The sequence below is a fragment of the Thalassoglobus sp. JC818 genome, assembly GCF_040717535.1.
Classification (GTDB): Bacteria; Planctomycetota; Planctomycetia; order Planctomycetales; family Planctomycetaceae; genus Thalassoglobus.
On sequence record NZ_JBFEFI010000002.1, the window covers coordinates 809,793 to 831,022 of the forward strand.

General features: G+C 52.8%; 13 protein-coding genes. 5 read left to right on the forward strand and 8 right to left on the reverse strand.

Going from position 1 to position 21,230, the window contains the following annotated elements; translation table 11 throughout:
• Window positions 1-210: 210 nt before the first annotated feature.
• The gene (locus AB1L42_RS07590) at window positions 211-1,755 is read left to right on the forward strand and encodes a hypothetical protein (RefSeq protein WP_367053069.1); all 1,545 of its coding nucleotides are present in this window, start codon (window positions 211-213) and stop codon (window positions 1,753-1,755) included.
• Window positions 1,756-1,824: 69 nt separating this feature from the next.
• Here the strand turns inward: AB1L42_RS07590 and AB1L42_RS07595 are convergent, their stop codons facing one another.
• From AB1L42_RS07595 to AB1L42_RS07615, 5 genes are all read right to left on the reverse strand, one after another.
• Window positions 1,825-4,932 (reverse strand): PSD1 and planctomycete cytochrome C domain-containing protein, encoded by a 3,108-nt coding sequence (locus AB1L42_RS07595; RefSeq protein ID WP_367053071.1) that lies wholly within the window; start codon window positions 4,930-4,932, stop codon window positions 1,825-1,827.
• A gap of 65 nt (window positions 4,933-4,997) precedes the next feature.
• The gene (locus AB1L42_RS07600; RefSeq protein WP_367053073.1) at window positions 4,998-6,404 is read right to left on the reverse strand and encodes a DUF1501 domain-containing protein; all 1,407 of its coding nucleotides are present in this window, start codon (window positions 6,402-6,404) and stop codon (window positions 4,998-5,000) included.
• Between the two features lie 75 nt (window positions 6,405-6,479).
• Entirely contained in the window at window positions 6,480-9,590 is a 3,111-nt protein-coding gene (locus AB1L42_RS07605) for a DUF1553 domain-containing protein (protein ID WP_367053075.1), read from the reverse strand.
• 233 nt (window positions 9,591-9,823) lie between these two features.
• On the reverse strand, window positions 9,824-10,993 hold the full coding sequence (locus AB1L42_RS07610; RefSeq protein WP_367053077.1) for a TlpA disulfide reductase family protein: 1,170 nt from the start codon (window positions 10,991-10,993) through the stop codon (window positions 9,824-9,826).
• Window positions 10,994-11,478: 485 nt separating this feature from the next.
• A complete protein-coding gene (locus AB1L42_RS07615) occupies window positions 11,479-12,705 on the reverse strand; it encodes a phosphoglycerate kinase (protein WP_367053079.1) in 1,227 nt (408 codons plus the stop codon).
• A 159-nt stretch (window positions 12,706-12,864) separates the two neighbouring features.
• Between AB1L42_RS07615 and AB1L42_RS07620 the strand changes: the two genes are divergently transcribed.
• The 4 genes from AB1L42_RS07620 to AB1L42_RS07635 all read left to right on the forward strand — a co-directional run bounded on the left by AB1L42_RS07620 (window position 12,865) and on the right by AB1L42_RS07635 (window position 17,140).
• Window positions 12,865-14,364 (forward strand): leucyl aminopeptidase, encoded by a 1,500-nt coding sequence (locus AB1L42_RS07620; protein WP_367053081.1) that lies wholly within the window; start codon window positions 12,865-12,867, stop codon window positions 14,362-14,364.
• 157 nt (window positions 14,365-14,521) lie between these two features.
• Window positions 14,522-15,427: a UTP--glucose-1-phosphate uridylyltransferase gene (locus tag AB1L42_RS07625; RefSeq protein WP_367053083.1), complete on the forward strand. Its 906-nt coding sequence runs from the start codon at window positions 14,522-14,524 to the stop codon at window positions 15,425-15,427.
• Entirely contained in the window at window positions 15,427-16,437 is a 1,011-nt protein-coding gene (locus tag AB1L42_RS07630; RefSeq protein WP_367053085.1) for a GHMP kinase, read from the forward strand. The genes AB1L42_RS07625 and AB1L42_RS07630 overlap by 1 nt, the downstream gene beginning before the upstream one ends.
• A 328-nt stretch (window positions 16,438-16,765) precedes the next feature.
• Window positions 16,766-17,140 (forward strand): hypothetical protein, encoded by a 375-nt coding sequence (locus tag AB1L42_RS07635; protein WP_367053087.1) that lies wholly within the window; start codon window positions 16,766-16,768, stop codon window positions 17,138-17,140.
• 85 nt (window positions 17,141-17,225) lie between these two features.
• Here the strand turns inward: AB1L42_RS07635 and AB1L42_RS07640 are convergent, their stop codons facing one another.
• From AB1L42_RS07640 to AB1L42_RS07650, 3 genes are all read right to left on the reverse strand, one after another.
• Window positions 17,226-17,855 carry an NfeD family protein gene (locus AB1L42_RS07640; protein WP_367053089.1) on the reverse strand — a complete coding sequence of 210 codons (630 nt, stop codon included), beginning with the start codon at window positions 17,853-17,855 and terminating at the stop codon, window positions 17,226-17,228.
• A 273-nt stretch (window positions 17,856-18,128) separates the two neighbouring features.
• Window positions 18,129-19,190, reverse strand: a complete 1,062-nt coding sequence (locus AB1L42_RS07645; protein ID WP_367053091.1) for a hypothetical protein — start codon at window positions 19,188-19,190, stop codon at window positions 18,129-18,131.
• A gap of 252 nt (window positions 19,191-19,442) precedes the next feature.
• Window positions 19,443-21,140, reverse strand: a complete 1,698-nt coding sequence (locus tag AB1L42_RS07650; RefSeq protein ID WP_367053093.1) for an AAA family ATPase — start codon at window positions 21,138-21,140, stop codon at window positions 19,443-19,445.
• Window positions 21,141-21,230: the final 90 nt, after the last annotated feature.

Genomic DNA, 21,230 nt, shown 5'->3' on the forward strand with positions numbered 1-21,230 from the left:
AAGATGCAACTAGATTTTGACTTCGAAATTCTTGCCGTTCCAGTCTCAAATCCGCGTCTTCAATTGTGTAACAGCCAGTCCTGAGTGCGACGCCCAATTCCATTCGGTGGCAAATCTCAGTGCGGAGCCTCAACGGAGAGTAGGCTTTGAGACATTTCCCTGCTCACTTCTCGTGACTGCATTTCCATTGTCCTATCAGAGACAAGTCTCATGGCAAGATTTTCCACTGAGATCGTGGCTGTTTCGTTGATACTTATGTCAACACGATTGCTTTCCCCATCTGTGGAAGCAGCCGAGTCTCCGTCGCTTCTAGTCCCCGAGTCTCAGCCAGCTGAGTCAGGCTCAATTGGAAATGAGTTCGAACAGCTTTTGGAGAGCGTGTCCGAGGACGAAGATCTTCCGATACAGATCGAACGAGTTGATGCGCATACAGAGGGAGTCACGATTGCTGTCCACAAGTCGTTTCTTTCGAAGTGGATCAATCGCTCAACAGCCGAATGCGGGGGAGTTCGGGATCGAATCCTCGAAGCTGAAGTCTTCGGCAATCAGTGCACGACGACCGAAGCACATCTCGAAATGGTCGAGTCACAGCGACCGGCACGGTTCTTTGTCACACTGAGTGGTCAGACCAATAACCAGACAACAAGCTACGTCCGGCGGACGCGAATTTCGTCGCGAGGTCAGTATCACTTTCATTCCAGAAAAGCGGTCGTGTTCGACGGAATGAAACTGGCATCGGTCGCACCGGTGACGACCTATCAGATTTTTCAGCAGAACTACTCAGCCTCAACACCCTTCGACGGAATTCCGCTTCTCGGAAATCTGGCCAGCGACACTGCTCTGCGGATGGCCAATCAGCGTCAAGCTTACGTCAGACAAAACGCAGCCAACCGCCTCAACCAACGCGTCATCAGTGAATTTGACGAGCGAGTGAATTCCCGGGTGGTTGCGCTCAATCAGAGTTTGGAATCGAAGTTTGGCTCACTCTTGAGTCGTCTCAAATTTGATCCGAGAGACATCGCAACTCGCTCGACGAATGAGCATTTGCTGGTTCACATCGGTCCGGGTGCAGATCAACTTGCGACACGGCAATTCGACGCGAAGAGTCTCCCAACAGAAGGGGTGATCGTTCGCGTGCAGCAGTCGTTCATGAACGATGTCATTGAACGATCTCCACTCGCTGGGCTGATGATTCCAGACACGATTCTTGAAAGCGTACAGATCGAAAACGGTTCCCCACAGATGATCATTCAAAACCCACGCTTCGGCAGTCTGGTCATGGCTGACCGGTCCCCTCTGCGAGTAGGCCTGAAGAATGGCCTTGTCATCCTGCAGGCGAATTTGGGATTCCGGCCGGTCTGGGGACCTGAGTTCCCCGAACATCGGGTGATCGTCAACATCGAACCCGAATTGCTAGGGCGGCAAATTGGGGTCGGGGTCATGATCGACGAACTAAAATCGATTGCATCCCATGAAACTTCAGTCTTCGAGCTTCGCAGAGACTCCTTCAATCGAATGCTGGCTCAGACTCCGCGATTTCCGTCGCGGTTTTCTATTCAGTCGGACAACGTGAGTGCTCCCAGTCACCTCGAAGTGACAGAAATCGAAATCGCCGACGGCTGGATGCAACTCTCGATCAATACCCCGGATGAGGAATATTCTCCGCCTGCGACAACCGAATCACCGGAGAACGTTCAGACAACCTCCACCCAGGCGAGCGAATCTCTCGAACTCGCTGCGAGTGGTGGAGAGTAGGCCAAACTTCTGATCTCCGTCCTGTGAATTGCGTTCATGCGGATCACGAAGAACATCCATGACGATGCGTTAGTTCTTCGTGACGACCTCATCGAGATTCAACAGCAGGTTGCCGCACATCGTCCAGGCTGCCAATTCAGGCAGAGCGATTGATTCGTCGATCGGGAAGCTGGCTTGCTCGATGAGTTCGCGGGCATGTTCCGGTTCGCTTTGGAAGGTCTCAAGGTCTTGCTTATAAGCACCGACGATTCGATCGATTTCCTCCGGTTGCGGTTCACGGGCAAGAGTTAGCCAGAGCATTCTTTCGGCGATCGACTCCGCAGACTCTCCGCCTTCCTGCATCCCGCGTTGAGCCAGAGCGATGGCGGTTTCAACGTATTGCGGATCATTGAAGAGCAGCAGCGCCTGCATCGGAGTGTTCGTGCGTTCCCGACGAACGGTGCATGATTCTCGCGAAGGAGCGTCGAACACATTCATCTGCGGAGGAGGCGCGGTTCGCTTGATGAATGTATAGATGGTTCTTCGATGAACTTTGTCCGGTCCGGCATCTGCTTCGAATCGAACGGTGTTTGATCCGGAATAACCAACAGCAAACCAGAGTCCGTCCGGTTGAGGTGGTTTCACGCTTGGACCACCAAGTCGTTCGACGAGCAGACCGCTCGTAAACAGTGCCTGATCTCGAAGTACTTCTGCATCGAGGCGGAATCGAGGTCCGCGAGAAACCAGCCGGTTGGCTCGATCCTTCTCAAGTTTCTGCTGAGTGACAACTGATGATTGTCGGTAAGCGTGAGACATGACGATCAGCTTCATGAACTGTTTCACGTCCCAGTTCATGTCTACAAAACGGACCGCCAGCCAGTCGAGAAGTTCCGGATGCGATGGCGGTTCCCCCTGCGAACCGAAATCTTCCGAAGTCTTCACAAGCCCGGTTCCGAAAAACTGCTGCCAGTAGCGGTTCACGGTGACTCGAGTCGTCAGCGGATGATCACTGTCAATGAGCCACTTTGCCAACCCAAGTCGGTCGTTCGGATATTCCTCATCCATCGGCGGCAATGATGACGGCGTTCGGCGAGACAGCTCTTCGCCCGGTTGATCGTATTCGCCGCGTGTGAGGATAAACGCAGGTTCGGGAGTCGATTTTTCTTTCCACACCAACGTCGTGGGAATCGTCTTTTCGAACTCGTCGCGTTCTTTCGTTGTTTGATTCAGTGCGTCGCGAACCGCAACATAGTCCGCGTTCTTGGTTACATTGTCGCGGAAGTAAGCAGTGATTTGCTTCTGTTGATCATCATTTCGTTCATCGGAAGCAATCCCCGCGATTGTGCGGATTTCAGCCGGCACGCTGGTGTGAACCGGAGCCTCTTCCGAGAGTGACAATCTGACACGTCCGAACTGGTGCTGCCCGTAGACAGATTCATGCTTGAGAATAATTCGAACCAGGAACTCTTCTTCGGATCCGAAAGGGTTTTCTGCAGTGAAGATTGCCGTGCGTGGTTCTTTCTTGGCGAAGCCTTCAGTCGCCCAGCCGGTCTTCTTCCTTCCATCAATGGCATTGGTGACTTTGAAGTCTCCATTGGATTGTTCATGGTCAGCGGTGGCACCGGTCAGCTTCACTTTGGACCATTTGGGATCTGCGTCGTCCGTCGGAATCGGGGCAGTGAAGACTTCGAATTCGGTCAGCACGACGTTGCTGTTCGAACTTCTGCCCGCTCCAGCATCCGTGAGTGACTCGTGAGTCAGCCCTTCCAGGCGAACACTTTGCCACGCATTGCCTGAAGTCTTCGCAATCACCGTGTAATTGTCGGTGGGAGAATTCTTGCCGCTCGCGAGAATCGATTGGTCCTCGAGTAATTCCAGCGATGCTCCTCCCGAAGAAGTAAATTCCTGAGGAGTCAAAATCGACCAGGAAGCGGAATCGGGATCGCTCGCGTCGGCCAATGCGACTTCCCAGGCTGTCTGTTCTGCATCGAGTTCCGGCCAGTCTTTCTGCTTATCCTGTTGAAGCTGAGCAATCTTCTCGTTGAGTTCTGCGAGATGCTGAGATTGTTCCGGCGAGGGAACTGCGAGAACCGGTTCGTGGTCTTTTCGGTTACCGTCCATCGGGCTTCCGTCGATGCTGTTGAAGTAGGCGTACATCGAATAGAAGTCCTGCATCGTGAACGGATCGAATTTGTGGTCATGGCAGCGAGTGCATTCAAACGTCGCACCCATGAAGACAGTCCCAAACGTCACGACTCGGTCGACAACATTGCGGACCTGAACTTCTTCTTTAATCGACCCACCTTCATTCGTTGTGACATGTGCTCGGTTGAAACCTGTCGCGATGAGTTGGCTCGGCGTTGGATTCGGAAGCAAATCGCCAGCGAGTTGTTCGGTAATGAACTGATCGAAGGGCATGTTGTCATTGAGAGCGGAAACAACCCAATCGCGGTACGGCCACATTTCGCGATAGTTGTCCAGGTGCAGCCCGTGAGTATCACCATATCGTGCAGCATCGAGCCAGAAACGGGCCTGATGTTCGCCGAATCGCTCTGAACCCAGCAATCGGTCAACGACTCGTTCGTAGGCGTCGGGTGACTCGTCAGCGATGAATGCTTGAACTTCTTCCGGGGTCGGAGGGAGCCCGGTCAGATCAAGTGTGACACGGCGAATCAGAGTGGCGCGATCCGCTTCCGGATTGGGGCTCAGTGAAGCTTGTTCCAGACGACGCAAGATGAAGTTGTCGATCGAATTTTTGACGAAAGACGAGTCCGCAACTTCAGGCACTTCCGGATCGACGGGAGGAACCCAGGACCAGTGGTCTTCCCATTGGGCTCCGGTTTCAATCCACTTTGTCAGCAGAGCGATTTCCTCGGCGGTGAGCGGTTTGTTCGCTTCTGCCGGAGGCATTTGAACGAACTCTTCTTTCGACGTGATGCGGGCAATCAACTCGCTGGCATCCGGATCTCCAGGAACAATTGGATGCAGTCCGGAATCAGCTTCACCGAGCACGCTGTCTTGCATGTCGAAGCGAATTCCGCCTTCGCGATGAGCATCGTCGGGCCCGTGGCAAGCAAAACACTTGTCCGAGAGGATGGGGCGAATGTCGCGATTGAAGCGAATCTCGTCATCGCCGTGAACAGGCAATGCAATTCCGATCAAGCAAACGATGGTGAGTCGTAAGATGTGGCGAGTCATGTTGTGGCTCTTGGCAGAAAAGGCGGGGCTTCAACTGATCAGCGAATGTGAACGATTCGGTGGGATCAGGCAAGGATGTCTTCGACAACGTGTCCGTGAACGTCCGTGAGTCGAAATCTTCGTCCTTGATATTTGTAGGTGAGCTGCTCGTGATCGATCCCGAGCAGGTGGAGCAGTGTCGCCTGAAAATCATGGAGATGCACTGGATTCTCTTCAATATTGTAGCACAAAGAATCGGTCTGTCCGTAGTTGATTCCTCCTTGAATCCCTCCGCCAGCCATCCACATCGAGAAGCAGCGTGGATGATGGTCGCGTCCGAAGTTCTCGCTCAGCTTACCCTGGCAGTAATTCGTGCGTCCGAACTCTCCGCCCCAGATGACAAGTGTTTCGTCGAGCAGGCCTCGCTGTTTGAGATCTTCAATCAAAGCGGCAGAGGCTTGATCTGTGTCCTGACACTGTCTCCGAATTCCGCCGGGCAGCCCTCCGTGATGATCCCATCCCTGATGATAAAGCTGCACGAATCGAACTCCGCGTTCAACCAGTCGGCGGGCGAGCAAACAGTTGGCTGCGAAAGTGCCGGGGTTGCGGGAATCTTCCCCGTACAGCGAGAAGGTCTGTTCTGTTTCTGAAGAGACGTTTGTTGCTTCGGGGATGGACATTTGCATGCGAAACGCGAGTTCGTATTGAGAGATTCGCGTTTCCAGCAACGGGTCCGGACTCTCGTTGAGTTGCATCGAATGAAGCTCTCGCAGCGAATCGAGCATGTTGCGTTTGCTCTGTGTCGAAAGTCCGGAAGGGTTGTTGATGTACAGAACCGGTTCGTCACCGGCACGGAACTGAACGCCCTGATGTCGAGACGGAAGGAAGCCGCTTCCCCACAATCGTGAAACGAGTGGCTGACCGGATTTGTCTTTGGTCACCATCACGACGAACGCGGGAAGATTGGCGTTTTCAGAACCCAACCCGTAGCTCAACCATGATCCGATACTGGGACGTCCGGGAAATTGAGAGCCTGTTTGCACATGCGTGACTGCCGGGCCATGGTTGATGGCTTCAGTGTGCATGCTCTTGATGAAGCAGAGATCGTCAACGACTCGTGCAGTGTGCGGAAACAATTCGCTCAACCAGGCGCCCGATTCACCATGCTGGGCGAATTTGAATGGCGATCCCACAAGCGGCAGACTCGATTGATTTCCGCTCATCCCGGTCAGCCGCTGACCCTTGCGGACTTCGTCAGGAAGTTCTTCCCCGTGAAGTCTTGTTAGCTCAGGTTTGTAGTCGAACGTATCCATTTGCGAAGGTCCTCCTGCCTGAAACAGGAAGATCACGCTCTTCGCTCGCGGAGGAACATGCAGTGCGGAAAGCGCTCCCGATTCGGCCTTCGCACTGGGTGAGGAGAGAAGTTGGGAGAGCGCCACCGAACCGAGTCCGAATCCGGCGTGCGAAAGAAAGTCCCGACGGGAAGACGACATTGAATGTCCGACGCAATGAGTTTTCATGTCTGGTCTTCTGAGCGTTGATTTCGAGGTTTAGACGTACTGGGCTAACTAGCGCTTGATGACACATTCATCCAAATTGAGTAATGCATTTGCAATCGAAGTGATCGCTGCATGCTCTGCCGCTGGCAGGTCTTTGTTGCGCTCTTGCTGTCCGACGGTCAGGTATTTTTCAGCGTCATCAGGTTGTTGCTTAAAGTTCGCTAACTGGTTCTCGTAGAGGCGGCGAAGAACTCCTTGTTCCTGTTCCGTTGGATAGCGACTCGTCAACGTTCGAAAGAGATCGGTCAAGAGGGCGTCGACTTGAAGTTGATCATCTTGGCGGTGAGTCACCATCAATCGCTCTGCGAGAAGACGAGCTGCTTCAACGAATTGCGGCCCGTTCAACATCACGAGTGCTTGCAGCGGTGACGACGTTCGTTCACGTTTGACCTGACAGACATCGCGTTTGGAGGCATCGAGGGTCGTCATGTCAGGGGCTGGACCGGTTCGTTTCCAGTAAGTGTAAACGCTGCGGCGATAGAGTCCTTCTCCCGTGTCTGGCTCGGCTGGTTTGAAGGAGACAGCCACCTCGTAAGGTTTTGCTGGCGGACCTCCAACTCGATTCACAAGCAGGCCACTCACAGCGAGAGCATTGTCACGCAGCATCTCAGCGGGCATGCGATAGCTTGGCGACCGTGACAGCAGCAGGTTCTCCGGGTCAATTTTCATCTGATCCGGACGGACTTGGGACGACTGACGGTAGGTTGCTGAAAGCACGATCTGTTTGAGCAACTGCTGCAGATCCCATCCCTGATCCATGAAACGAACGGCCAGCCAGTCGAGCAATTCAGGATGAGAAGGGTTAGAGCCCTGGCTTCCAAAGTCTTCAGGTGTCGCGACAAGACCTCTTCCGAAGATCATCTGCCACATGCGATTGACCGTCACGCGAGCGGTCAATGGGTGATCAGGACTCGTCAACCATTGTGCCAGTGATCGTCGGTCCGCCGTGCCTGAAGAGGAGAGGGGCGGAAGAACAGTTGGTGTCGCTGGATTGACTTGTTCACCGCGAGTGTCGTAGTTCCCGCGGATCAGTCGATAGGTCGGCTTCTGTTCGGGAAGTTCACGCATCACCATGATTTCCGGAATCTCTTCAACGTAGTCGTTCAGTGCTTTTCGTTGATTCTGAAGTTCCGAAAGTGCCGACTGATACTTCGCGTGCTGAGTTTGCAAGAAGTATCGCTGTGCGTCTCCGCGAGAGAGCGAAGAGACCAACAGGTCGCTGGAAGACTTCTCGGGTGATTCAAGATAAGTAATCGCCTCGACTTCAGCGGGAGTCAACAGGCGCTCGAAGACTCGTAGCTCGTCGACGAGCCCATTCTTAAACCCTCGATCCCGGAAACGTTCGCCGATTGCGATGTTATCACCGCCGCCTCCTTGGATCGTTTTCTTCAATCCATCACGAATCGTGTCGACTTCAGACTTCTGCCCATCGACAAAAATACTCAGTCCGTCAGCTCGACTTGAGCCATCATACGTGATCGTGACATGGTGCCAGTCGTTGGTCGAGATTGGATCAATCGTGCGAATGCTGATTGCATTCCCCGGCCAGAAATGGATCAGTGACCACTTCAATTTCCCTTCTTCGATGAGAAGTTCATATCCGCGGCTAGCTGCGTCCGTCCATGCACGCGAACGGTGCAAGATCACCGCACGCTCTTTCACATCCGGAGTCTTCAGCCACAATGAGATGGAGAAGGGTTGAGAGCGTTGGAAGTTCCCGACTTCGGTGTCGATTGAGTCATCGCCGGTGAGTTGAGCGGCCTTTCCGATCACTCCGTCGACGGAACGATTTCGTCCGGAGACCGTCTCGAAATCAAGATGCAGCAGCGGTTCCGGAACGTTGACGCTCTCGGTTTTTTGCAGGGAGATCCATTGTTCAAATTGACCGGCACTCTTTTTCGCGATCCGTCGCAGCTTCTTTTCTGCCTGCACGACTGCTTCTTCCAGACGAGCGATTTCCTGTTTCTGATCGGGTGTCGAAAGCAACAACGTGGGCGTGGGAACAGCAGGGGTGAAGTAGCTGTACAAACCCGCTTCGTCGATGTTGTCGAAGAAAGCGGAGAGCTGAAAATATTCCGCCTGGGAGAGTGGGTCGAATTTGTGGTCGTGGCATCGACAGCATTCAAACGTGAGGCCGAGGAATGCCGTTCCGAAAGTTTGGGTTCGGTCAGCAACATATTCGATGCGGAACTCTTCGGGTGTGCTACCTCCTTCGACCTTCTGCGGATGAAGTCGATTGAAGGTTGTGGCAAGAATTTGATCGTCCGTGGCATTAGGGAGAAGGTCCCCCGCGATCTGCTCGGTGATGAACTCATCGTAGGGAAGATTTTTATTGAAGCTGCGGATCACCCAGTCTCGCCAAGGCCAGACGTAACGATCCCGGTCGACCTGATACCCGTATGTGTCGCTGTAGCGTGCGACATCTAGCCAGTCGGAAGCCATTCGTTCGCCATAGCGTTCTGACTGAAAGAGGCGATCGACGACTTTTTCGTAGGCTTGATCCGACTCGTCCGCGAGGAAGTTGTCGATTTCTTCCAGAGTGGGCGGAAGGCCAGTGAGATCGAACGTGACGCGCCGAATCCATTTCTCCTTCGTCGCAGGCGGATTTGGAGCCAAACCCGCTTGATCGAGTTTACGGAGAATGAACCGGTCGAGGTCCTGCTGAGGCCAATCGGGATCAGTGACTTCCGGCAGCTCGGGAGCGACTGGTCTTTGAAAAGCCCAGTGTTGGTCGTACTCAGCTCCTTGCTCGATCCATTTCCGCAAGACTTCAATCTCCCCGTCTGTCAGGTTGAGATTCGAGTCAGGCGGCGGCATCTTGATGCTCGAATCATCTGAGATGATCCGCAGGAATACTTCGCTGTCCTCAGGACTGCCGGGCTTAATGACGAAGGGGGCGGTCGCGAACTCGAGCTTTTTATGGGCATCATCTGCCTGATCGAGTCGTAGATCCGCTTCGCGATTTTCTCCATCCGGCCCATGACACAGAAAGCAACGATCGGACAGAATCGGACGCACCTGCGTATTGAAGTCGATACGCTCTTCCCCAAGCACGTGATGTGTGAGAAAGAGTTGATGAAGCAGGAACGCGAGGAGGGAGATGAGGCGAGTCGTTTGCATGACCCAATTCTAGCAAAGGTCTCTTGCGAGAGGCAAAACGTCGCAGAGAAAATTTAATTGTGCGGCAGGAGTTGGACTCGGTAGTGCTCTTCACACAGCTTGGGAGTCATGTGTCAGGGCGAAGCTGAATTGAAAGCAAAAAAGGCCGCCTGAATCACGTTCAGGCGGCCTTTTGAATTACTCGAAGCTGTTTTGAAGTCAGAGTTTGTGATCACATGCGTGACCTTCGTAGCTTACTCTGAGCCCTCTTTCGAATCGTCGATCGGTCCGAGGAGTCGTGCGAGCTCAGTTCGCAACACTTCGTCGCGAGCATTCAGGTTCACAACTTTGCCGCTTCGGTCGACGAGGATAACAGTTGGAATTCCACTGATTCCGTAGTAGCGGGCGATGGGGTTGTCCCAACCTTGAAGTTCTGGAGCGTCTTCAAACAAAGTGACCCAGTTGAGGTCGTTGTCTTTGACGAATTCCACCAGTGCTTCGCGATCGTTGTCGAGACTGATTCCGACCACTTCAAAGCCTTTGTCGTGATAGGCCTCGTACATTTCTTTGACGTTGGGAAGTTCACCAATACATGGGCCACACCAGGTTGCCCAAAAGTCGACGAGAACGACTTTCCCTTTGTATTGATCGATATTGAACTTTGATCCATCGAGAGTTGTGCCAGAAACTTTGATTTCGTTGCCGGGCAGTTTGAGGCGTCGAGCGGTGGATTCGAGCGTTTCAACAAGATTGTCGAGGTCAGCTTCGTTCTTGGCTTTGAGGATCGAAGCATATGTGTCGTAGGCGAAGACTGCGTTCTCTGTGTCTCCGTAACGATCAAGCATTTGTGCTGCCTGCATCGCCCCTTGGATTGCCATCTGGAGTTCTTCTGGATTCTCCATTGTGGCGTTTTTCAAGCTGCCAGCGAGTTCTTTAATCAGTTCTTTCTTGGCAGCATCTGGAAGGGTTGGCAATCGACCAATTCGTTCCTGAAGTTCGATACGTGCTGCGAGAGCTTTGACTTCTGGTCGCTCGTCCTTCTGGAGTTTTTCAATCAGCTTCGCTCGCTTCAAAGCTCCGGTGTTGTCACCGAACTGGGGAAGCAGGCCAAGGACTTGCATGCGAAGTTCAGCCGCCATGAGGAACGTTTCCTCATCGATCTCGCGGTCCATAATCGCCACGAAGGACTCATCCATCTTCTGGAGATGAGCGAGGATTCCTTCAGGTGTTCGTTCTGGAGGAGGTGTTCGGGCGAGCTTTCGCAGGAAGAGCTGGAGCTCGTTCGCGTCAGTTCCTTCAGGAGCTGCGTATACGTCGACAGCTTCCGCTGGTTCGTCCTGAGCTGTGGCGATGAGTGTTGGAGAAGCAATCGCGGCGATCAGAAGGCCGAGAATGAGTCTAAGTGAGAGAATTCGTGGAGTCATATGAACCTCCTGAGGTCAAAGTCCATGGAATGGCTAGGAAGTGGGGCGGGGTAATCGTTTACAACGACGCAGAACATCGACTGCTATCGATTACGTGATTGAATTATTGAACGTCTTCGGTTATGAGAGTGTTTGCCAAAACTCTCGGAAAGACTGTAAGCAGCCTCACATCCTTTGCACTTAGGACGATAGGAGACCCACAAGAGCAGTCACATCCTGACAAAGATCATACTGCTTCCATAAGTTGAAACCAACATATGAATTCAGGAAATCTCGCGATTCCACCCGACAGCAGCGGCGAGCATTCACCCGCCGCCAAGCTGCGAACATAGAGTTCTTGAAGAAATTCTTCACCGGGTTTTCACAAAATGCCACGGGGTCTCGACAGTCGTGGGAGCTCTCAAAATGGATGGCATCCGTTGCACAGCAGGACTGGACCACGTCCAGATGAGTGCAATTCGCGGCGAACCGGGGATGAAGAAGCTTTAGGCTTCGTCGATGACCTGCAAAGCTTCGAAAGTCTTGCCTTCAAGCATTTCAAGGCTCGCTCCGCCGCCTGTGCTGACGTGCGACACCTGATCGGCAAGTCCGAACTGCTGGATCGCAGCTGCGCTATCGCCTCCACCAATGATGCTGATGGAATCGGACTCGGCAATCGCCTCAGCGACGGTCTTCGTTCCCGCATCGAACGGAGGAACTTCGAAGACTCCCATCGGACCGTTCCAGACGATCGTCGCTGCCGATTTCACGATGTCTGCGTACATCTTGGCCGTTTCGGGTCCGATGTCGAAACCTTCGTAGTCGTCAGGAATTTCGCCGGCGGAGACAACCACTTTGTTGCAGTCCGGGTTCTTGAACTCGTCTCCGCAGTGGGTGTCGATCGGAAGAACCAGTTTGTCGCCGCCTTCTTTGATCAACTCGAGGGCGAGATCGACTTTGTCTTTCTCAACGAGGCTTTGCCCGACTTTGCCACCTTGAGCGAGCGAGAACGTGTAAGCCATCGCTCCGCCGATCAGAACCTTGTCGCAAACGCTCAAAAGGTTCTTGATGACTTTGATTTTGTCAGAGACTTTGGCTCCACCGAGAATCGCGATGAATGGGCGTTCTGGTGAGGAAATTGCATCGTTGAGATACTGGATCTCTTTCTGCACGAGGAAACCGACGGTCTTTGGCTTGCCTTCCATCAGCAGTGGAACGGTGTACATGCTCGCGTGAGCTCGATGGCAGGTTCCGAATGCGTCATTGCAATAGATATCTGCGAACGAACCGAGTTTCTCAGCGAAGGCTTTCTTCGCTGCTCGCTGTTCATCAGTTGTTGATTCTGCTTCGTCCTTGAGTTCCTCTTCGCTGGCAAAGCGAACGTTCTCGAGAACCACAATTCCACCCGGTTCCAGGGCAGCGACTTTCGCCTGTGCATCTGCACCGACGGTATCGGACGCGAAAGCGACGTCGCGATTCAGTAGTTCGGCCAGTTTCTCAGCAGCTGGCTTGAGGCTGTCTTCGAGTTTGACCTGTCCCTTCGGGCGTCCCAGGTGGCTCATCAGAATCAGGCTTCCACCGCGATCGAGAACTGACTCGATTGAAGGCAGAGCCATTCGGATTCGTCGATCATCCGTGATATTTGACGCATCGTCGAGCGGCACATTGAAGTCGACACGCATCAGGACTTTCTTGCCGGAAACATCGACGTCAGCAATTGATTTCTTCGCCATTTCACAGACTCTGTTTTTGGGATCTTTCGAGCAGTTTCAGATTTCCCGGATCGTAAGTGACGCTCAGTCTGCTGCCAAGTGGCGGCATGAGTCGAATATGCTACAACTAGACTTTTGTAAGCCCTATCCATCAATTCTTATTAGTGTGTTGCCGCCATCATGAAGTTTCACGTCGTTGAAGCGTCTCCTGCCGAATTTGCTGCCGGTTGGCTGATCGTTGGGTGTTTTGAGGGCGAGTCGCTGAGCCCGGAACTTATGGAGTTGGATGAACTCCTCGGTGGCCAACTGTCTCGATTGGCGACCCGCGACGACTGGCCGAGCAAGCGCGGAGAATCTCTCACTCTCCATGATGTCCCGTCGATCGAGGCTGATCGGCTCTTGATCGTTAATTACGGGGACGAGTCCTCACCGGACCTCTCCAAAACCTGCCAGGTCCTTTCAGGAGTTCTTCGAAAAGTTGCCTCAAAAGAAAAGCAGTCCGTCGTGGTGGCAATTCCTTCGGAACTCATCGTGAAATTTGGAGAAACTGTACCGCTCGAGCGGTTTGCTGAATGCGTGACGACTGCCTGTGCGTCGCAAGCGATTTATCGAAAAGAACGAGATCGTTTTGAGCTGACTGAAGTCCACTTGCTCGGTATTCCGAATTCCCCGTCAAGCGAAGTTGCCATCCAGCGTGGAAGAATTCTTGGCGAGTCGATCAATCTGACACGCGAACTCGTCAATCGACATCCAAACGACATTTATCCGGAAACATTCGCCGCTCGCGCTGTCGACGCTGTTGTTTCACACGGGGTGACCGGAAAGATCCTGGACGAACATCTCATCGAGAACGAAAAGATGGGAGCATTGATGGCGGTCGCTCGAGGAAGTTCCCGCCCGCCGCGTGTTGTCGTTCTCGAATATCGAGGGGCTGGAAAGGATTCACCAACGATCGGACTGGTCGGAAAGGGAGTCACGTTCGACAGTGGCGGCCTGTCTTTGAAACCGTCGGCGAGCATGATCTCGATGAAGGCGGACATGGCGGGAGCAGCTACGGTGCTCGGAATCGTCCATGCCTGTGCCAAACTGGAATTGCCGGTCAACATTCTCGCGGTGATCGGTTTGGTCGAAAACATGACCGGACCTTCAGCCTACAAACTCGGTGAAGTCCTGACAGCGAGAAACGGGACGACGATCGAAGTCCACAATACCGATGCGGAAGGCCGACTTGTTCTCGCGGATGCTCTCTCATATGCCGTCGATCATAAAGCCGATCGTCTCATTGACTTCGCCACGCTGACCGGAGCCTGCGTGATTGCCTTGGGTGAGGAAGTGACCGGAGCATTTACGAATCGTCAGGAGTGGTGTGATCAAGTCGTGCAGGCAGCCCGTGCTTCGGATGAGCTGATCTGGCAACTTCCAATGTACGACTTCTACGCGGATCAGCTGAAGTCAGACTTCGCAGACTGCAAAAACGTCGGAACACGCTGGGGCGGAGCGATTACAGCGGCAAAGTTTCTCGAGAAATTCGTCGATGACGTTCCCTGGGTGCATCTCGATATTGCCGGCGCAGCCTATTCTGAGAAAGAATGTGCAAGTCGCGACGCTGGCGGAACCGGTGCCATGGTTCGCTCAATCGTCGGATTGTTGGCGACGTTGAATGAAGAGTCTTCGAAGTAACACGGATGTAAACAGTGTGGAATGAACACTGTGATGAGAGTTTCGAATCGAATTTTATGGATCGCACACGCAGACACGGAACTTGATTGATTCAAACCGGACAAGTGAGTGCACAAGGATGAGCACCTAGCTCAGGACGTTCAGGAGGAAGTTTCAGATGCCACTTGATCTCGCGATTGTTCCCGTTGCCGGACTGGGAACACGACTGTTGCCAGCGACGAAGAGTCAACCGAAAGAAATGCTGCCGGTCGGCCGTCGTCCCGTCGTCCAATATGTCGTCGAAGAGTTAAAAGAATCGGGCATTAAACGGATCCTCTTCATCACCGGTTACGGAAAGTCATCGATCGAAGATTTCTTCGACGTGAACCATCAACTCGTGAAGCATCTCCGCGAATCGGGAAAAGAAGAGCATCTCGCTGAACTTGCCTTCGAACGCAACCAGGTTCAATACGCCTACACCCGTCAACGCGAACAGCTTGGTTTGGGCCATGCTGTTCTGATCGGTGAACCGTTCGTCGGTCGGCAGCCGTTTGTTGTCGCTCTCGGTGACTCGATTATCGGCATGCACGCCAAGTCGCGAATCGTCGAGCGCATGATCGAAGAGTACGAACGCTCGCAAGCTGACGTTGTTGTCGCGTTCGAAGAACTGACTGATCCGCGTGAAGTCGTCCATTACGGAATCGCGAAACCTCGCGGTCCAATCACAAACGACATCTTCGAACTGGACAGTCTCATCGAAAAACCAGCGGTTGATGAAGCTCCAAGTAACCTGGCAGTGGCAGCTCGATACGTCTTCAGCCCCGCGATTTTCGAAGCTCTCGAACAAACTGATCGCGGCAAAGGTGGCGAAATTCAGTTAACCGATGCGATGCAGCGAGTGCTCCGCGAAGGAGGGAAGGGGATTGGAATTCGGCTGCCTTCCACTGAACCACGCTTTGATATCGGGAACTTCGAAAGCTACTTCCGTGCGTTTGTCGATTTCTCTCTCTCCGATCCTCAGTTCGGAGACGGGTTGCGCACATATCTTCGAGAGAAACTCGATTCGGAAGAAGGAGTTTCGTAATGGAGATTATTCGCAAACGTGCGTATGCCCGGGCCGGATTGATCGGGAACCCGTCGGACGGATATCACGGAAAAACGATTGCCTTCACCATCCGTCAGTTCTTCGCCGAAGTGACACTCTACGACTGGCCAAAAGTGGAGATCGTTCAATCCGTGGACGATCAGTCCAGCTTTCGGTCGATCAAGGATCTCTTCGATGACGTTCGACTTCATGGCTACTACGGCGGAGTCCGATTGATCAAAGCGACGATCAAGCGGTTTTACGAATACTGTGATGAGAAACAACTCGAGCTTCACGATCGAAATTTCTCAATTCGATATTCAACGACAATTCCCCGTGCAGTCGGAATGGCTGGGTCGAGCGCAATTATCGTAGCCACGCTTCGAGCGTTGATGGAGTTCTACAACATCGACGTTCCGCAACATGTGCAACCTTCATTAGCGTTGAGCGTCGAAACAAGAGAGCTTGGAATCGCCGCAGGCTTACAGGACCGAGTCGTTCAGATCTATGAAGGCCTCGTGTCGATGGATTTTGCGACTGATGTCATGACTGTTGAAGACGGAATGGAGTGCGGCCGATACGAAGGCCTCTCGTCAGAGAATCTCAAGAACGTGTACGTGGCCTTCAGTTTGGAAGCTGGTGAACCGACCTATGTCGTTCACAATCCGCTGCGAGCGCGTTATCAGGCTGGAGATCCTGACGTTTTGCAAGCTATGGAAACGTTTGCCAACCTCACTGTGCAGGCAAAGAGTGCTATCGAAAAAGGTGACACTGCGCAGCTCCATGAACTGATTGATCGAAACTTCGATACACGAGCAAGCATTTGTTCAATCTCGCCTTCTCAACGGCTGATGATCGAGACAGCTCGTGGAGTGGGAGCCAGTGCGAAGTTCGCAGGATCGGGCGGAGCAATTGTCGGCACGTTTTCGGACCAGCAGATGTTTAACGACCTCAAAGCTGCTCTATTAAAGATACATTGCGAAACGATTCAGCCGCAGATGAACGTCTGAAAAGTCGCTGCTTCTGTGCCGCCATTCTGATTCCGTTCACATCCTTCGAGTCTTTAGACCTTCCAGCTTCGAGAGTTTGAATTCTTTTCGTCGTTTGTGAACCTGTATCGCGACGTGAGTGTCCACTCGGTCTCGAACGTGTTCGTTCTTATTCTCTGAACATCGAGAAGGAAACGGAGAGCGTTCGAATTGGGCGAAGCTGCGGACCGACGACGCTCCACGCATTTCATGCCGGGCGTGTACTCACTTGAACTCGCTTCTTTCGATACATGCTGCGTTTGCTTCCGCGAATTACTGCAAACACGAGAAGACGATGATCTCGAACGGAATGAACACGACGCCATTGAACAACGAGAACTTTGCTGTCGCAGTGAGAGTTGCTCCGGAAGATCTCCGGCGTGGTTTGGTCGTTGCGATTCTAAATCAGGTGTATGAGTTTCCCTCATTCTTCTGGTGTCTCGACTCGCAAACCAACTCACCCAACGAGCCGGTTCGCATTCGCTGGCGTTCACGGGAACGCGGACGACCATGGACCGTCGAAGCTGTCTGCTTGCCATTCGTCCTTTTGAAAGATGCCGACGGTCGAGTCAGACGCGAAGACATTCGGTCGACTGAATTCGTTCGCCTGGACGACGAGTTCGTTCAGGCTGCCAATCGAGTTTCGAAGAAGACAAAGTCGAAGAAAAAAAACAAGACCCGATGATGGAGTTGGCGTGAGCGATTTCATCAAGCAATGAATTTCAAAAGCATGGCTCGTTCAACATGTCGGACGAGTTATGCTTTTTTTGTTAGCTTTCTTCCTGCGGCAAGAAGGGATCGAAAGGGTCGGTTTCAAGATCGACGTTACGATCGTGGCTGTCATCGGATTCTGGGGAGTCCTCATCAGTCTTTGTGATGCGTGAATCTTGCGGAGGGAGTGCGTCTGCGATTCGCACGAGGACGCGAGTTCCTCGAATCCCCACCACTTCAATCGATTGTCCCGACTCGATGACCATGTCTTCACTGATTGCGTGCAATCGCTCTCCGTTGACTTCTACAAGCCCACCGGGTGTCATCAGATTCAGGGCTTTCCCTCGTTCTCCAACAAGCTCTTGGAGTCGGTTTTGCTCTTCCTGGTAGGGAGTCACTTCATCCTCGGTTGGCGCGGTGAGCAGAATGCGATTCCCAAACGCCGTCTGCGTGAGGAGGTAGTAAATCCCGTAGAGAGTAATTGGTGCGAGGATCACCATCGTCGAGAGATAGATCCTCCAATAGAGAGGATGCGACGTGGCCCAAGCTGTGTACGCAAAATACGCTGATCCTAAAAATGAGGCAGCACACATGACTCCGATGACTCCTCCAGAGGGAAGGAATAATTCCAGTCCCAGAAGAAGGAATCCGACGAGCAGCAGGACAAAGGTCATTACCTGAGCGTCCATGAGATCCTGTCTGAATTTGAGTCACTCGAGCAAGTTGCTCACGCGAGCCATGAATACAATTGAGAACAATGCTTCAATGGCAATCTTAGCTCACTCGTCGACGTGGGCAATCGATTGAAAGAGTTCTGAGCGGACCGATTGCGAACTCAGATTAGTGAAAATGGTCACTAGAAATCGGAGAACGTGCATGTCTCGAACGATTTCTTAACATTTCCAGGAAAACGTGTTGTAAGACAGCCCATCGGACACACAGAACGTTTTGTGAGACCAATTTCAGCGGGTGGTCTCTTCGTTACGATCGTTTTGATCGTTCCCTGAAATGTTGAGTTGATGCGGATCGTGAGTCTCAATCGAATCGAGAGCAGCGATGGATTCGGGCGTGGCATCATGACTGGACTCTGCAATCTTGGCCAATCGTCCAGACTGAAAGCGACGATCGCTCACGGTGAATCGCCAGATCATGATCCCGAACAATAGGCCGATGGCTATCAAGAATCCAAAGATGTAGCGGCCCAAATTGTCCTCTTGGTCTTCGGAAGCTTGCTGAACTTCGACCAGTTTCATCGTCTTTGCAATCAGCATAGGAGCGATATGCAGGCCGAGTTCCGTGGCGTAACCATAATTTTTGAAGAAGTAGCCTACGACGGCTACAGGTTGATCGATTTGCTCAGCAGGACTCAGCGACTCCGGTTTTTCAGTCAGGAAGACAACCCAGGGATTGTTCGCCGAATCGGCTGTGAAGAGCCAGGCTTGCCAGAGATCGTCATCTTCTGTGGCGGGATCACCATAGGGATAGCGTTGAAGACGCCAGAGCGTTCCGTCGACGCGAATCAGTTGCCCGCGATGTATGTCGGAGTCGGTAAAGACAACTCGGAATCCGGGGTTCTCGACGGCAGCAGCTTCCAGTTCCTCCTCGCTGAGGACCTGAACTCGCTTGAGGACAACGTCCATGGCGGGCTCTTCAGTTCTTAACAGCCCGACGCGTCGGTCCTGCACCTCTTCCAGAAGCTCTTTCGGAATTTGTGAAACATCGAGTTGGATGTTGTCTGCTTCCGGCTCCGGGGCAGCTTCTTGAGGGACGCGAAACTCGTCCTGCGCTAGCGGAGTTTGATCGGGATCGTCGATTCGAAAATCGAGCTCTTCCAGGTCGAGTTCTTTCAAGTCGGTGACGTCAGCATCTTGCCCGACAGAGAAAAACCAAGCCCAGTTTTCAGCCCGGGATGTGAAGTCGATCGAAATGACGATCAGAAGCAGCATGCCGCACAGCCCCATTAACCGATACTGGTCCTTGCGGTTGAGGTACGGGGCTGGCGACTTTTCGGTTTCAAACTTCACGGACTTGCACTTTGTTTCACTTCATGACCGGCTTCCAGGAATGAAGACGACCGTTGAGGAATCCAAACCTCTATCATTCGAAAAAACTTCAGGTAGGGCAAGTTCCTCGGGATTCGCACGATCGGATTTCGATCGAAGGTGCTTGAAGATTAGAGCATCTTTCGATTTGGTGTGCGCTCTCTCGCACGAGCAGACACAGCCTTTTACCTACTGAAACAGCACAAGCGAGTGCACCGGAAAGAGCAACTTGCTCTAGACGTCATGTTGCTGGCGATTCTTGAGCTGGCGACGACGTTCGCTGAGACGTGCAAACAAACGTGAAAAGCGAGGTGGCGGCTGGTAATTTCCGCTTTCCGGATTCACCTTTGACGACTCTTGCGGTGCAGTTGGCTGGCGTTCGGGGACGCTTGAGCTGACGCGCTCGGGGCTGACGTCGTTTATTGTCTCTGAGTCGAATTCGCTCGGAAGAGGAGAGGGTTGGACGACGTCGAGTTCGATCCACGTGTCTCCGTGCCAGTTCGCATCACTTTTACGTGAGCGACGAGATCGCTGAACGACATCGGCAATTTCATGACCGAGGTCTTGAACGGAGATCAGGATTTCATCTTCCTGACCAACCTCAGCCTGTTCGACACATGACCGCTTCGCAGACGTCAGTGAATGTCGATAGCCAACCGGATGAGGATAGTGTTCCGAATCGAGAATGTGGTCGAGGTCGATTTCTTCCCGCTCTTGCAGTCCATCCAGAGTCGCGTACTTATCTCGGATGAGTTCTTCCATCATCATCGACTGCTCGTCCTGCTCAGCGGAAAGTTCACAAGCGGGTTGTTCTTCTTGCTCTGCCGTGGGTGAGGTTTCGGAAGACGACTCAATCCCCGCTCCGACTTCAAGAACGGAGAACTCGACGGTCTCGCTGAAATTGATCGACGGCTCTGTCGTCTCCGCAATCGATTCATCGCCTTCGCCATCGAGTAAAGAGTCACTCAGTTCGGACTCCAAGCTTTGATTGTCAGATTCGGCGGACGTAAATTCTTCCGAAGATTGTTCTGGCAATCGGAAGAGGTCTGTTTCTCGCGTCGCATCCGCGGTTGATTCTGGTTCAGAATCGGTGTCACTGCTGACGTCGTTCCAGTGAAGCGGAAGCTCTTTCAGATCTTCCAGCGCAGCCAGAACAGTGGCCTGTTGGAACGGCTTCAGTTCCTCAGCGAATGCCAGAATCAGGCTGTGATCGGTGAGTTGGCAGAGACATCGCGGGTTTCCATCACTCGCACGGCAGATGGTCTCCAAGGCACTCTCATCCAAAACGTCGCCAGGAGTCGCGACGCCACACATCCGGAGCCGCTCGACAATGAAGGTGATCGATTCTTCAAGCGACAGGAGCTTCAAGCACGTTTGGACAGCGACGCGTTGATTGAAAGCTGACAAAGAAGGATGGACGAGTTTTTCTTCGAGTTCGAACTGACCACTCAAGACGAGTTGGATCAGTGACTCTCCGTCTGGAGCATAGTCCGCCAGAACTCTGAGTTCCTCGAAGAGACGAGAATTAAGCAGGTGTGCTTCGTCGACAATGATCAGCAGATTCCGTCCCTCATTCGAGATCGCGCGGGCAGCATCCATGATCTTCAGGCGAGCTTCGTGTTCGTTGAGCCCTTCGTACTCAATGCCGAACTCATAGAGGATGTGCTGGAGCAGGTCGAGTCGGTTCGAGAACGTTGCGGTTCCGAGAAGAATCGTCTGAAATCGCGAAGCTGCAAGTTCGGCCAGTTTCTTGCAGAGAATTGTCTTTCCGAGTCCTGCTGGTGCGGTGAGGACTCCGATCCCGCGAGACTGCATGACGCAGTTGAACAACTCATCCAGCGACTTCTTCGAAGATTCCAGATCCACATAGAGATCGGGATTGGGGATATTGTTGAAAGGTCGTTTATCCAGTCCAAAAAATTCTTCGTACACCACTTCACCTCATCCATGAGGAACAATCACCGGAACTCTACAGACCGTCTCAACTGAGCCGAAGACACGCCCGTCAATCTCATGATCGAT

Bases quoted from the DNA above. Each gene is read 5' to 3' on its own strand.
- AB1L42_RS07640 (WP_367053089.1), bottom strand. From the start codon at position 17,855: ATGGACGCTCAGGTAATGACCTTTGTCCTGCTGCTCGTCGGATTCCTT.
- AB1L42_RS07615 (WP_367053079.1), bottom strand. From the start codon at position 12,705: ATGGCGAAGAAATCAATTGCTGACGTCGATGTTTCCGGCAAGAAAGTC.
- AB1L42_RS07600 (WP_367053073.1), bottom strand. From the start codon at position 6,404: ATGTCGTCTTCCCGTCGGGACTTTCTTTCGCACGCCGGATTCGGACTC.
- AB1L42_RS07630 (WP_367053085.1), top strand. From the start codon at position 15,427: ATGGAGATTATTCGCAAACGTGCGTATGCCCGGGCCGGATTGATCGGG.
- AB1L42_RS07590 (WP_367053069.1), top strand. From the start codon at position 211: ATGGCAAGATTTTCCACTGAGATCGTGGCTGTTTCGTTGATACTTATG.
- AB1L42_RS07635 (WP_367053087.1), top strand. From the start codon at position 16,766: ATGAACACGACGCCATTGAACAACGAGAACTTTGCTGTCGCAGTGAGA.
- AB1L42_RS07595 (WP_367053071.1), bottom strand. From the start codon at position 4,932: ATGACTCGCCACATCTTACGACTCACCATCGTTTGCTTGATCGGAATT.
- AB1L42_RS07610 (WP_367053077.1), bottom strand. From the start codon at position 10,993: ATGACTCCACGAATTCTCTCACTTAGACTCATTCTCGGCCTTCTGATC.
- AB1L42_RS07625 (WP_367053083.1), top strand. From the start codon at position 14,522: ATGCCACTTGATCTCGCGATTGTTCCCGTTGCCGGACTGGGAACACGA.
- AB1L42_RS07620 (WP_367053081.1), top strand. From the start codon at position 12,865: ATGAAGTTTCACGTCGTTGAAGCGTCTCCTGCCGAATTTGCTGCCGGT.
- AB1L42_RS07605 (WP_367053075.1), bottom strand. From the start codon at position 9,590: ATGCAAACGACTCGCCTCATCTCCCTCCTCGCGTTCCTGCTTCATCAA.